The sequence below is a fragment of the Serratia sp. BFP-2025 genome (genome assembly GCF_050880365.1).
GTDB lineage: Bacteria > Pseudomonadota > Gammaproteobacteria > Enterobacterales > Enterobacteriaceae > Serratia > Serratia surfactantfaciens.
Window position 1 is genome coordinate 2101578 of the sequence record NZ_JBPAFV010000001.1, and the last position, 12358, is coordinate 2113935.

General features: G+C 47.5%; 13 protein-coding genes and 2 pseudogenes. 4 read left to right on the forward strand and 11 right to left on the reverse strand.

Annotated elements, in window-relative coordinates; all coding sequences use genetic code 11:
* Window positions 1–8: 8 nt before the first annotated feature.
* The 3 genes and pseudogenes from ACRAWE_RS09915 to ACRAWE_RS09925 all read right to left on the reverse strand — a co-directional run.
* A complete protein-coding gene (locus ACRAWE_RS09915; RefSeq protein WP_432525304.1) occupies window positions 9–932 on the reverse strand; it encodes a hypothetical protein in 924 nt (307 codons plus the stop codon).
* 46 nt (window positions 933–978) lie between these two features.
* Window positions 979–1518: a DUF1367 family protein gene (locus ACRAWE_RS09920; RefSeq protein ID WP_432525305.1), complete on the reverse strand. Its 540-nt coding sequence runs from the start codon at window positions 1516–1518 to the stop codon at window positions 979–981.
* A gap of 127 nt (window positions 1519–1645) precedes the next feature.
* Window positions 1646–2044, reverse strand: a pseudogene (locus tag ACRAWE_RS09925) (DNA N-6-adenine-methyltransferase); the annotation flags it as partial.
* Here ACRAWE_RS09925 and ACRAWE_RS09930 point away from each other — a divergent pair.
* Window positions 2039–2263, forward strand: a pseudogene (locus ACRAWE_RS09930) (tyrosine-type recombinase/integrase); the annotation flags it as partial. The pseudogenes ACRAWE_RS09925 and ACRAWE_RS09930 overlap by 6 nt on opposite strands.
* A gap of 272 nt (window positions 2264–2535) precedes the next feature.
* Here ACRAWE_RS09930 and umuC read toward each other — a convergent pair.
* Window positions 2536–3804, reverse strand: a complete 1269-nt coding sequence (gene umuC / locus ACRAWE_RS09935; RefSeq protein WP_432525306.1) for a translesion error-prone DNA polymerase V subunit UmuC — start codon at window positions 3802–3804, stop codon at window positions 2536–2538.
* Window positions 3804–4226: a translesion error-prone DNA polymerase V autoproteolytic subunit gene (gene umuD / locus ACRAWE_RS09940; protein ID WP_033637997.1), complete on the reverse strand. Its 423-nt coding sequence runs from the start codon at window positions 4224–4226 to the stop codon at window positions 3804–3806. Before umuD ends, umuC begins: the two co-directional genes overlap by 1 nt.
* Window positions 4227–4674: 448 nt before the next feature.
* On the opposite strand from umuD, the gene ACRAWE_RS09945 reads away from it, so the two are divergent.
* From ACRAWE_RS09945 to ACRAWE_RS09955, 3 genes are read left to right on the forward strand one after another with little or no spacing between them, the layout of a single operon-like run.
* Window positions 4675–5031 carry a GtrA family protein gene (locus ACRAWE_RS09945; RefSeq protein ID WP_072271515.1) on the forward strand — a complete coding sequence of 119 codons (357 nt, stop codon included), beginning with the start codon at window positions 4675–4677 and terminating at the stop codon, window positions 5029–5031.
* Entirely contained in the window at window positions 5028–5939 is a 912-nt protein-coding gene (locus ACRAWE_RS09950; RefSeq protein ID WP_060447306.1) for a glycosyltransferase family 2 protein, read from the forward strand. Before ACRAWE_RS09945 ends, ACRAWE_RS09950 begins: the two co-directional genes overlap by 4 nt.
* 1 nt (window position 5940) lies before the next feature.
* On the forward strand, window positions 5941–7395 hold the full coding sequence (locus tag ACRAWE_RS09955; protein ID WP_232095734.1) for a glucosyltransferase domain-containing protein: 1455 nt from the start codon (window positions 5941–5943) through the stop codon (window positions 7393–7395).
* A gap of 16 nt (window positions 7396–7411) precedes the next feature.
* On the opposite strand, the gene ACRAWE_RS09960 is transcribed toward ACRAWE_RS09955, so the two are convergent.
* From ACRAWE_RS09960 to ACRAWE_RS09985, 6 genes are read right to left on the reverse strand one after another with little or no spacing between them, the layout of a single operon-like run.
* The gene (locus ACRAWE_RS09960; RefSeq protein ID WP_103682107.1) at window positions 7412–7966 is read right to left on the reverse strand and encodes a tail fiber assembly protein; all 555 of its coding nucleotides are present in this window, start codon (window positions 7964–7966) and stop codon (window positions 7412–7414) included.
* A gap of 2 nt (window positions 7967–7968) precedes the next feature.
* Window positions 7969–9480, reverse strand: coding sequence for a hypothetical protein (locus tag ACRAWE_RS09965; RefSeq protein WP_103682106.1), 1512 nt, complete (start codon window positions 9478–9480; stop codon window positions 7969–7971).
* Window position 9481: 1 nt separating this feature from the next.
* The gene (locus ACRAWE_RS09970) at window positions 9482–10069 is read right to left on the reverse strand and encodes a DUF2612 domain-containing protein (RefSeq protein ID WP_103682105.1); all 588 of its coding nucleotides are present in this window, start codon (window positions 10067–10069) and stop codon (window positions 9482–9484) included.
* A gap of 1 nt (window position 10070) precedes the next feature.
* Window positions 10071–11318, reverse strand: coding sequence for a baseplate J/gp47 family protein (locus ACRAWE_RS09975; protein WP_103682104.1), 1248 nt, complete (start codon window positions 11316–11318; stop codon window positions 10071–10073).
* Window positions 11315–11674, reverse strand: a complete 360-nt coding sequence (locus tag ACRAWE_RS09980) for a hypothetical protein (RefSeq protein WP_432525307.1) — start codon at window positions 11672–11674, stop codon at window positions 11315–11317. The genes ACRAWE_RS09975 and ACRAWE_RS09980 overlap by 4 nt, the downstream gene beginning before the upstream one ends.
* A 5-nt stretch (window positions 11675–11679) precedes the next feature.
* Entirely contained in the window at window positions 11680–12357 is a 678-nt protein-coding gene (locus ACRAWE_RS09985) for a Gp138 family membrane-puncturing spike protein (RefSeq protein ID WP_103682103.1), read from the reverse strand.
* Between the last annotated feature and the right edge of the window lies 1 nt (window position 12358).

The following is a 12358-nucleotide window of genomic DNA, read 5'->3' on the forward strand; positions in this document are numbered from 1 at the left end:
GTCATTATTTAATCTTTGCTTTTACCAACATTAAGCTTGCCTCCCTGAAATTGTATATTTGACCCTGATATTCCCTGTAACAATATCTCATAAGGGTGTGATGAATTCTGCTCTCTATGCGCCCGATTCAACATAAGCGCTTTCATTAATGCCACATCACTTTCATTAAGATCCTCTTTTTTCACTAATTGCATTGCTGCGCTATCCAAAATATCTCTCCTTGAGAAATCCTCCCTCAGTGCTAATATTGTAAGTGATCTTGCATTCGAAAATCTTACTACATATATGATAAATGCCGAGAAACTTATATAAACACCAGAAATAGTCAGAGATATTTGATATGGGAATGGAGAACTTCCCCCTTGAAATCTTTCAGGATAAAAGAATGCCAAAAGTGATATGGTAACTAGTAGAACTACATTAAGAACCACAAAAAGATTAATTAGTATAGCTTTAAACCCTATTGAGTTTCTATATTCATCATCTAATAAGTAACTATATTCACTTAAAGGTTCAAAGTTCACATTGCGAAAACCTTTGTGAGATTCAGTTAATTTCTCGGTATTTTCAGGTTTTTTAATTTCAGCAGAATGTACTTTTTCCTTAATGGTTTTCATTACAATATCATTAACTTCTTTTTCAATATTTTCTTTAGCCTCATCACTTAGTTCCAAAGAGTTTAATGATGACATTTTTCCACGCATGCTACTTAATGAGTCAACCACTCCCACAATTTCATCATTACCTTTAACTGTCACAATTAAATCTTGGAGTTGAGATTCCAGCTCTCTTATTCTTGATGCAGATTTACTTTCACTTTGCTTGAAAATTAAGTTGTACCTGCTAATTATTGAAAATGAAATAATTGCTATTATGAAAGACAAAAACAATGCCTTAAACTCATTGAAAAACACTAAAAAGTTATCAACCATAATGACACCCAATCTTTATTAGAGAATTTATTTCCTTAATATTCTATCAATAAAATTTCATCAATTCCTCTACTGTATGCTCCATCTCATACTCATCAGCAAAGTGTTGTTGCAGTGTTTCGTTCCAGATTACTCCGGCGACCCCGCTATAAACCTTGTCGAACGTCTCCTGGCTCATGTTGACGAAGGCTATGCTCCAGCGCTGTTTTAACGTTCCGCCGTCCGGATTGGCGGCCAGATCGTAGAAGCCGGCTTTAACCATGACGTGATTGAGATAAGCCTCCGTCGTTTTCACAGCTTCGGCGTCAAAGCGGCGCTGGCGCTGAGCCGCTACGCGCTGTAGAACACTGTCGGCAATCAGCTTGGTGATATTGTCATAAAGCAGCGGATCGCCAGCCTGTGCCGCCAGCGTCTTCGCTACCTCATGCGCGATCCACTTCTCCGGATCGCTAACGAACGTCCAATCCGGCTCCCAGTACGAGAAGCCCAACTCCAGCAGCTTCCAGAATTTGCGGTGATGCTTCAGGTTCCGGCGGTCGCCGATCGGTCGCATGGCGATAGGAGTGCCCGTTGGCACCCCTTTCATCGTGTCCCTGTCGTGATCGGTCGCGTATTTGATGCCGCCACCAGGTAGCGAACACCCAACGCCTCCGTCTTATGCTTTCTCGAGGACTTAGTTCGCAGCGCGGCTGTCATGCGACACTCCTTTCAGCCAGGCGCTCAGCTTCCCTACGGATCTGCGCCAAGAACATTTCACCATGCGCCATCAACTGGTCCCGGCTAACATAGCTATGTACTGGACCACGCCAAGCCTTATCAAATATGGCGATTGCAGCGCCGAAGCCCGCGCTGGTCGCTTCTTGCCTTGCATCTGCCGGCCGGTACCAGGACGGCACATCAAATCCAATGCGGCCACGAATGAACGCAATATGATCCGCATCCTCCGGCCACCACACTTCTGAGGTCGCCGACTTGATGAGGAAAACATAGCGTCCGCCGAGCTCACGCATCTCATGGGTATGGCGCATGATGTGGCGCATGCCGGTGATATATTCACCTTCATGCTGCTTCGCCGTGCTGTACGGAGAGTTGGCAAAAGCGGCACCGTTTACCCTGACGCTTTAACCAAAGCATTTGTGAAAGCCAGGAATGCCTCAACGCTGGATCTTGGTGACAATCCACCAACATTTCACGAGATCCGCAGTCTCGCGTCGCGGCTATACAGCATGGAAAAAGGGGAAGAGTTTGCACAGCGCCTACTGGGCCACAAATCAGCTCTCATGACGAAGAAATATCTCGATCTCAGAGGCAAAGAATACGTACTTGTCTAAAAAGACCGGATATAGGATTTCGTGGAAATTTCGTGTATTTTCGTGGATTACGAATTTTTTCCTTATAAATCAATCACACAAAAAAAGACCGAATACGATTCCTTTATACGAAAAAGAATGGAAATATCCTTTTTTAACAACGCCTTATCAACCTTTCAGTCTTTGCAATCCCTTGCTATACCTTGCATTCCATGCTTTTAATTTCAGATAGTTACCAGAACCCTCGGAGCAATTCGGAATAATTTAGGTACTAAAACTCTCAATCACAAACGCTAATATACTCGCGCACGCGGCAGATCACTCAGCCGTGTCGTGTATGCCGGCGACAGTAGCTCACGCTTCATTGACCATACCTGATGCGCCCCTTGTCCTGCAAACCACAGTTTTGCCCTCCCCGAGTTATTGATCCGATCAAGCACCCCCATCAGTTGCTCGCTGTTATGCCGTGGCTTGTACTCATCGAACAACCCCAACTGAGCCACGCCTTGACTGCAAAAATCCTGCAGCATCACCCCGCCTTTCTGATATCGATGGCCAGGTTGCCAAACCGCATCCAAGCAACACATAGCCGCAGCGATAATGTCCCGAGTATCCTGCGTTGGCGTGCTCAGTTTTATGCTTGCGGTGTTGCCATAGTATTCCTCATTGATGGCAAATGGGCTGGTTTTGAGCCACGCGCTGACATGCCGGCAATACTGATGCTCCTCCCTCAACTTCTCCGCTGCACGCGTCGCGTACATGCAAATAGCCTGATGCATCTGGTCATAATCGGTGATCCGATCTCCGAAGCTGCGGCTGCAGATGATCTGTTGTTTTGTCGGCGCAAACTCCTCCAGCTCGAGACAAGGCTGACCACGTAGCTCGCGGACGGTTCGCTCTATCACAACGCTGAAATGCTTGCGGATCATCACAGTGCTTGCATCGGCCAGTTGTAGTGCCGTTTCTATCCCCATCATGTTGAGCTTTTTCGATATCCGGCGTCCGATACCCCAGACCTCATCGACAGGCACGAGGCCCATCAATTTGCGCTGGCGCCCTTCATTGGACAGATCCACTACTCCGCCAGTCTTGTCCCACTTCTTCGCCGCGAAGTTTGCCAGCTTGGCTAACGTCTTGGTTTGGGCAATGCCAACGCCTACAGTTAGCCCAGTGTTGCGCAGTACCTTGGCCCTCACCTGGCGGCCGAAAGTATCCAGATCAATGCAGTTACGAACTCCAGTCAGATCAAGAAAACTTTCGTCAATTGAATACACTTCTACGCGTGGCGCCATCTCTTCTAAAACAGCCATCACACGCTGAGACATGTCGGCGTATAGCTCATAGTTGCTGCTGAACGCGATGCCCCCTGCGCGCTCAAATTCCCGCTTAATTTTGAAATAGGGTTCTCCCATCTTTAACCCTAACGCCTTCGCTTCCTTGCTCCTGGCTACGACGCATCCGTCATTATTCGACAGAACGACGACAGGACGCCCTCGCAGATCTGGGCGCCACAACGTTTCGCAGCTCGCGTAGAAGCTGTTCACATCAGCAAGCGCGTACATCACTTGAGCCTCGTTATCGAAGACACAACAACGCCCATCACCTCCAGATCGTCACCGCCATCATGAAGCAGGATCGGCTCATACTTCGGGTTCATGGGTTCCAATTGCGCGCGAGGATGCAAACAGAGACGCTTCACGGTGAACTCGCCGGCTATGCTGGCAATAACAATATCTCCATGGGCTGGGCTGATGCTGCGGTCAACAACAAGCATAGAGCCCTCAGTGATCCCGGCCTCAAGCATGGAATCACCTGTCGCATAGAGAAAATAGGTCGCATTGGGATGGCTGATGCAGTACTCGTTCAGATCGATGCGCGAACTGACGTAATCTGCTGCAGGACTGGGAAACCCCGCCGGCACCTTGTCGGCGAAAAGCGGGATTTTGAGCTTGGTTGGGTTTGGTGTTGGATAAAAGAAAGTCATAATGTTGCCTTGTTACTGTGTTTTTATACAGTATATGCGCAAGATTTTGACGGGGGAAAGTTCGGATTTTTGTTAGAAAGGTAGGATATTGATCGGTAAAGAAAGATAGTTTCGATGAATGGCCGAGTTCCCTCCAGGCTACAACTCACGATCGAAGTTCGACCTCCAGCGCGTTTTCGCGTCCACAAGTAGAACACTGTGCTGATGTTTATCGCGACATTATCCTTGAGATATCAGTCTGAGAGGAGCGCCAGAACCCAACTATCAGGTGGCGTGAGGCAACGCTGACGGACGGCGTGCTGGGAGTCATACGTTGTTACTACAGTACGTCACCATGCCCCAACGATAGTGATTGTGCTTACTTATCATCTTGATGGGCTAGAAAATTTTGCCATCAATATCATGCGATGGCAGAATATGGCAAACCAACATTTAAGAATTTTACGCATTGAATACTTTTATACGTTATGCATCTGTAGGGGTAATGAATACCCTGGCGCACTGGGCTGTTTTTGGGCTCATGCTCTTTAGCGGTTTCTCACAATCAGTTTCAAATGTTGTCGCTTTTGGCATCGCTGTAACCGTTTCGTTCTTTGCTAACGCCAAGTGGACGTTCAAGGCACAAGCTACAACTTACCGCTATATGGTGTATGTGTTGTTTATGGGAGGTATGGCATTCTCTGTCGGTTGGGCAGCAGATACGCTACATGCAAACCCAATTGTAACTCTCGTTACTTTTTCAGTGATCAGCCTAATCTGTGGCTTCATTTATTCTAAGTTAGTTGTCTTCAGGGAAGATAAATGAAAATTTCACTTGTAGTTCCCGTATTCAACGAGGAAGAAGCAATTCCTCTATTCTACCAATCTGTGCGTCAGTTTAAACCTTTTCAGCATATAGATGTAGAGATCGTTTTCGTCAACGATGGTAGCTCAGATAGAACGGAAGAAATACTGTCTTCCTTATCTAATGATGATCAAAATGTTAAATCAATAAATTTTTCCAGGAATTTCGGGAAAGAACCTGCATTATTTGCTGGTTTGGAAGCCGCTACCGGCGATGCTATTATCCCAATTGACGTTGACCTTCAAGATCCAATTGATGTTATCCCACTATTATTGAATAAGTGGCAAGATGGTGCAGACGTGGTGTTGGCTAAACGTATGGATAGGCAATGCGATGGCCGAATGAAGAGAAAAACAGCAGAATGGTTTTATCGAGTACACAATAAAATAAGTAAACCGGCCATAGAAGAGAATGTAGGTGATTTTAGGCTGATGACCAGGGAAGTGGTAGAAAGCATTAAATTACTTCCAGAGAGAAACCTATTTATGAAAGGTATCCTTAGCTGGGTTGGCGGAAATGTTGAAATTGTTGAATACTCTAGAGCCGAGCGAGTCGCAGGAACCAGCAAATTTAATGGCTGGAAGCTTTGGAATTTGGCAATAGAGGGAATTACAAGTTTTTCCACCTTCCCTCTTCGTGTTTGGGCTTACATTGGATTTTTTGTTGCTGCAATTTCCTTCATGTATGGCGCATGGATGATCATAGATAAGGTTATTTGGGGCAACCCGGTAGCTGGCTACCCTTCAATTATTGTTTCCATTCTTTTCCTTGGCGGTGTACAGCTTATAGGAATCGGAGTGCTTGGGGAATATATTGGTAGAATATACATTGAAACCAAACGTCGCCCACGCTATATAATAAAGAAGTGAGATGAGAATTAAAATGTTTTGTAAAATCGACAAAAAAGCACTGCTCCTTTACTCAGGGATTGCTCTTCTTTTTATTTATCCATTAATCCAATCTGGTATTTTTTATAGGGATGATCTAGATAGAGCCATAACTGGTCAGTATGGATGGAGAGGATTAGGTCGGCCTGTTGCAGATATTCTCATGAAAGTTTTATCCGCCAGTGGCCACTATAACCTTGATCTATACCCCTATACTATGATTGCTTCCTGCTTGTTTATCGGTGGGGCATCGCTTTTACTTAGCGATCATTTATCGAGGTTAGAAGTTCCTTCACACAAATTAGTTTCGGCTCTTCTAATTTTTAATCCATTCATGCTGCAAAATATCGCTTACAGATATGACTCTTTAGGCATGTCCATCGCTTTTTTCCTAGCGGTTATGGCTTATACCTATACAGCCAGTAATCCTACCAGACAAACTTTAGTAAAACTGTTCGCTGGCGTACTATCTTTAACCATATACCAACCATGTGCAAATGTATTTATTGGTTTACTTGCTGTAGACGTAATGATCGCAGCAGTAAAAAATGACTGTAAAGCCACTGACATTATAAAAAGAATACTTAACAAAACGGCTTTATTCGTCTCTTTTTACATGGTTTACATGTTATTCTTTGCTGCAAAAAGTAATTCACGCGCAGAGATCATATCTGCTAATACTGAAGGGCTAGAGCATTTAGCCTCTACGCTTAGTTCATTAAAAAACATGGCTCTATCTTATTTCCATGGCCCAGTTTATATTTATTTTTTGATTCCAGTTGTTGCTGGCTTGATTTTCATGTTGTTTGCAAATCGCCATAAGAAAAAATCTATATTATCATTCAGTCTTTATTGGGTTATTTCTCTATTTATATTTTTAGTTTCACTGATGGGGCCAACCATATTTCTTAAAGATGCTCCGGTATTCCCCAGGACTTTGGTTTCCTTCTCAGCGTGTCTTGTTTTAATTTCGATTCCCATTGTTTATTTTTTACCAAAAATGAAATATTTATCACTAATTCCTGTTATTACAGCAATTGCATTCAGCGCACAATTAGGCAGTGCCATTAAATCACAGCGCGAGTATGAAGATTTTATTTTTAACATGATCAGTCGTGACTTGCTCACTCATAATGAAATTACCACCATCGGAACAGTTGGCCAGGTCAATATAAATGAAAGAGCTAAATTGTTAGTGGACAACAAACCATTAATAGGCTATTTCCTTAGCCCTGCATCTGAGTTTTTAGCCTCTTTTCAACTAATTAACAAAGGGTTTCCGCAGACTCTGCATGGTTATGGAGATGAACAAAACAATAAAAATGTGCTTTCTCGTATGATTAGCAGTGGGATTAAGCCAATCTCAACTAATAAGGAATATTCTCTGTTCATTTCAGGTAATACAGCCATTGTATCATTGGGAACGGATAATAATTGACCTATTCAGCCCTCTATCATGAGGGCTTTATTTTCGGTTCCGGCCACACGATTTTTTCAGGATCTGCGTCATCGCTGATCTTCTCGATCTCGTTAACGTAGTCCATCCATACCCGCAATTTGGCTTTCTCTTCATCGGTAGCCATACCCAATAGCAACTTGCTATTGAGGGTTTGCGTAACCTGGTTAACACGTGCGATACGACGCTCTTTCTCCCCCTGTAACATCTTGCGCTTTTCAGCAGAGCTGTAGGTGCGCTTAATCACCCTTCCGTCACGATATACCCACGTCATATCGTTGCACGCTTCAGGTGGGGTTTCGCTAATCGCCACCTCTGCTACTGAGAAACCAGGAGGGAAAATTGCTGTGACGTCTTTTGATATACAGACGATAATACCATTCTCGTCATACATGACCTTCAGCGTGTCTGGACTAAAATCCGCCTGACAGGCGTACCAGTCTCGCCCATTTTTATCTCTGGCGTAAAGAATATCAGGTCTATATGCTGGCTCATTCTCTTCGGTGGATTTAAAATCAGGCTTGTAAATAGCAAAGTTTTCAAATTTAACCATGATTAAGAAGTCCCTATATTTCGCCAAGAACCATTAATTAAAACTTGGACATATGAATAAGAAGCCCAAATAGATGGGTTATAGTTGGCCCCAGACATACCAGTAAACACGCAACCGTCAGGAGCTCTAACTTGCCCGCCAGTATCAGGCTGGTTAATTCGTCCAGTAAGCCTGACGTTTTGGACAAGATTTTGATAAGCCCAGTTTTGAGCGTTATTTTGCGCATTTGATATATTTTGATTCAGCCAGTTACTGAGATACCCACCCCAGATATTACCGGTAATATTCCCGTCGACATGAAAAATAGCATTATTTGCATAAACTCCGCCTGGACAATAAAAGTTCCCGCCATTTGCGTCAAATCGCCAATTTACATCTGTATTATCGCCCTTTGCATGGATGCAGGCTTGTGCAAAGCTTGGCGTACCACTGAGCAAATATCCAAAACTCACTGCAGTTGGATAGCCTTGTCCTTGTCGAGTTGACACCCCTTTAACTATTGGCACATAAACACCGCCTGATGTTACAGGCCATTGCCAATTAGGCTGAAAGAATGGCGCCTGATTGTTCAACTGTTCGGAAAATGGCCCAGCTCCCCACGGAATTGCTCCTGGCGTTGTGGAAATAGCGGGGGAAAACAATTGTCCCGTCATAGTGTCGCCAGTCTTAGCAACAGCATTAATATCAGCAGCAGTAGGTTTAAACTTATCGGTATAAATTCTCGCCCAGGTAATCCCACCAGCCTCTGCTTGAGAAACACCAACATACGCAGCCATATTACCGCCAACAACAGCAACGTAGCCTGAGGACGGTGCGGCATCCATAGGCAAGCATACAACGCCAGCTGATACGTTCCCGGACACCGCTGGGGGCTTATTAGCTGCCGAAGCATTTACGCGGTAAAACTGCGCGATGTTACTGTAAGCGTCGTTTTTGGCTATTGGCCCGACACCCAAACCCGCCGTGCCCATTTCCATCACATTACCACTGCCAGTACCGACGTTTTTCGTCGCAGCAGTGCCTAGCTCAAGGTTTTTTCGCCCTTCCGCTTTATTTTGCAAATCCGCCAGGTTTTGCGACTTTTGAAGAAACAGCCCATTGGGATCCGCCAGCAGATTTTTCCAACCTGCGGCACTGGCGCCATCCGGATCAGTGGTGTTTGAATCAACCGTATTCCACCAGATTTTCGAACCATCGGAACTCAACACCATCGCGCCACGGGGATAGCCGCCGATCGCCGAGGTAAATGCCGAATCAAAGGTGTACTGGCCGCCGGCCTGAGAAAAGCGGATCGCCACGGTGATATCGTTCAGCAGTCCGTTAAAATCCTTACCGTGTGGCGGTATGCCGCCGGCGGCGATGGCCGTCATGGTGAGCGGCGGAAAACCTGAATCATAGGCAGCATTGCCCTTCTCCTTGGTTTCCTGCGTGGCATTATTGGGGATCGTGTTTTTGTCAGCTGTACCGCTGGCGAACGGCACTGCAATCTGACGCGGTTTATCTGTCAGTTTCATTTTATGCCTTCTGAATTATTGAAACGTTAATACCTGGCGGCGCCGGCAGCGCGCCGGAGGACTGGACGATAGCAAGCTCTGCGGTCGACAGTTCAAACTCGAACACATAGCTCATCTTCATTCCGCCATCGTTCTGGATATAGGCGCGCCCCCGATCACCGAACATGTAACGCAACATCCGATTGATATTCGGTATTGAGCAATCGGTGATATTGCTCATGGCTTTCATCATGATCAGACGGCGATACATCGGGTCCGCAAGTTCAATGGTCTGCGTTGTGCTCTCACCGCTATAGAACGGCGCCTGGTCAAATGGGCGGGGATCTGTCCGCGTTGGCGTATCCAGCCGCGCCTCACTGAACCCCAAGTAATTAAAGTCATCGTCGACCGTTAGCCGCCGGCTTACGTCCACAATTTTTCCCCACACATCGAGGCCATAGGTCTCTGCGGTTTCGATGTTCCAGATCAGATCGTAAAAATCATCGACGAACTTGTCGGGGGAAACGGCTTCGTTGAAGCTGCCGATCAGGGCGTTAAGGCGGGGGCTGGCGGCGTACTGTGCGAGCACAGTGGCGGCCACATTCTGCAATTTAGACCTCCTGCAGCTCTACGCTGATATTGTTCGGATCCAGCGTCGGAATTTCGTCGATTCCAAACTGGAGGGATGAGGAAAAGGCGTTACCATCCCTGCTCAGCGCCAGGCTGAGAATATCGATGTTTGAAGGGTCAATGCTGTAAATGCCCGCATAGAATCGCCCGGCGGCCAGCGCAGCCGCTGCACGCGCGCGATTGCCCCCATCAGCGCCATTGAATGCCGCAATCACTTTACTATTTACCTGATCGGTAATGTCCGATGGTAAATATTCGCTTTTTCTCAGGATAACCCTCACTGACACGCTCACCGGCTTCAACCCCTGCCAGGTGATCACATACTCCGGATATGGCGGCTCATAGCCGTCGGTATCTGCAATCGTGTATGAAGAATCACCATTCATGTCGACACCGGGCGGCGCCTTGCGCCAGATAGCATCCGCGATATCCTCTGCCTTTCCACCATACACGCCAACGTAGAACGAATTTTTCTTCAATGTATATTTGGATGAGCCGACTTGTCTGTCTACCTGGGTCGGGTTATGCGTAACGTATACATCCACTACGTTGGGAACTTTTGCGAGGATCTCGCCGCGGATCGCGTTCAATGTATTCCGGGCATTGTTGGCAACGGAATTGCGTCGGCGGTGCTCAAAGTCGGCTCTGCTCTCCTCATTGTTGCCCGGCACCCCGGCGGCGCGGTTCGTCACACCAGACCAGCCAGGGATCGCTTTGTAGACCTTGCTGAGCGCACCAATGGGGCAACCGATCGGGCCTGTCGTGAGGTTCTGGAAAACCACATCAACGCTACCGGCGGCGCCGATCGTGGCGTCGGACAGGCTGGCGTAGAGATACCCTGCTTCATCCTGTGCCAGGCTTCCAGCAGGGATCAGCGTATCCACCAGCCCTGAGCACGTCCCGGTTACTGTCGTGCCGGTGGCACCGATGCGGTCGAGGAAATAAACCCGGCCAATCGCATCCTGAAACCTGCCGCTGCTGTAGTCCGCGTTCACCTGGTTCGCGATCGCCAGCAACTGATCGTTCTTATCGGCGATGATGGCCGAATCGCTCATCGCCAGCTGTCCCTGTGGGCTCGTAAGGCTGGTCCCCATCGAGCTCCCCAGCGCGGTGGAGAAATCGGTTAACCGGCCGTTTAGTATGTCCACCTCATCCGGCACCAGCAGCCCCGTTTTTGAAAACGTAACCGCCGGTACCGCAGTTGTGTAATTGGTGTTTTCATCCGTCATAACAGCACCGTGTAATCGTTGAAATTGGTATCAGTGATCGTCATTACGCCACCAATACGGCGATCGCCATCAGAGACTGCCGTACACAGCGCGCTGGAGACCGTCGGCAGTTTCATCGCCTCCTGCTGCATTTTGGTGTTAATTAGCTGCGTGCCGGGCCAATGGCCGAGGATCCGCGGGTAATAAGGAATTCCGAGCGTGTTGTCATACCAACACTCGCCAAGAAAAGTGCTGCAGGCGCACGCCACATCCTGCGCCACCGCATAAGGATTGTCCGTGACCGCCAGGTTGCCTTTGTCGTTCAGCATCAGATCCCAGGTATTCGTATCGAGAAGAAGTGAGCGAGTTTGCATCATGCCCCCTATTGCGGTTTATTCGTCTGCGCGCTGCCTGATTGCACGCCACCATGCACGTGGTCACCAAACTCGATGCCACTAATCGTGGCGCCGGCGGACAGTTCCGCTTTGCCTTTGGCTGTAAACTTCTGGCTCACCTCGGTCGCGCCGTTCAGTGCGATTTCCGGCGAGTTAACGGCAAAGCGCTTCGATGCATTGGTTTCAACATCCGGCGCATTCAGCGTGATTTTCCAGGGTGAAGTTACATTGATCTGCTGATCGGCAAACTCGACAAATTGCACCGGAGCGCCATTCAGCACACCACCCAGATAGATCGCATCTGACAGGCTGTGCGTGCGCCTTGATCCCGGCATCGCGGGCTGGCGCGTGGCTTTAACCCCGCTGATATCCCGATCGCAAATCGCTATGAACCCAATATCACCGGCTTTCGGTGGCATGATCACCGCACTTTGACCACCCTGTAGACGCCACACCGGCACGTTGTAAATTACCTCATGCGGGATAGGTGAGCCGTCGCCAGCGACGGCCATCACCATAGGGCGAATGTCCACGTGCTCCCCGTTGGCATTGATCACCCTACCCAACGTGATAAACGCATGACGCCCCAGAAACTGGCGCATAACGAAGTCCTGCGCGTTGATATCACCATTCAGATCGGAGCCGTTTACATGAAAATTTTCCATA

Coding starts and splice junctions, on each gene's coding strand:
- umuC (WP_432525306.1), bottom strand. CDS start 3,804: ATGTACGCGCTTGCTGATGTGAACAGCTTCTACGCGAGCTGCGAAACG.
- ACRAWE_RS09955 (WP_232095734.1), top strand. CDS start 5,941: ATGAGAATTAAAATGTTTTGTAAAATCGACAAAAAAGCACTGCTCCTT.
- ACRAWE_RS09975 (WP_103682104.1), bottom strand. CDS start 11,318: ATGACGGATGAAAACACCAATTACACAACTGCGGTACCGGCGGTTACG.
- ACRAWE_RS09915 (WP_432525304.1), bottom strand. CDS start 932: ATGGTTGATAACTTTTTAGTGTTTTTCAATGAGTTTAAGGCATTGTTT.
- ACRAWE_RS09980 (WP_432525307.1), bottom strand. CDS start 11,674: ATGATGCAAACTCGCTCACTTCTTCTCGATACGAATACCTGGGATCTG.
- ACRAWE_RS09985 (WP_103682103.1), bottom strand. CDS start 12,357: ATGGAAAATTTTCATGTAAACGGCTCCGATCTGAATGGTGATATCAAC.
- ACRAWE_RS09960 (WP_103682107.1), bottom strand. CDS start 7,966: ATGGTTAAATTTGAAAACTTTGCTATTTACAAGCCTGATTTTAAATCC.
- ACRAWE_RS09950 (WP_060447306.1), top strand. CDS start 5,028: ATGAAAATTTCACTTGTAGTTCCCGTATTCAACGAGGAAGAAGCAATT.
- ACRAWE_RS09965 (WP_103682106.1), bottom strand. CDS start 9,480: ATGAAACTGACAGATAAACCGCGTCAGATTGCAGTGCCGTTCGCCAGC.
- umuD (WP_033637997.1), bottom strand. CDS start 4,226: ATGACTTTCTTTTATCCAACACCAAACCCAACCAAGCTCAAAATCCCG.
- ACRAWE_RS09920 (WP_432525305.1), bottom strand. CDS start 1,518: ATGAAAGGGGTGCCAACGGGCACTCCTATCGCCATGCGACCGATCGGC.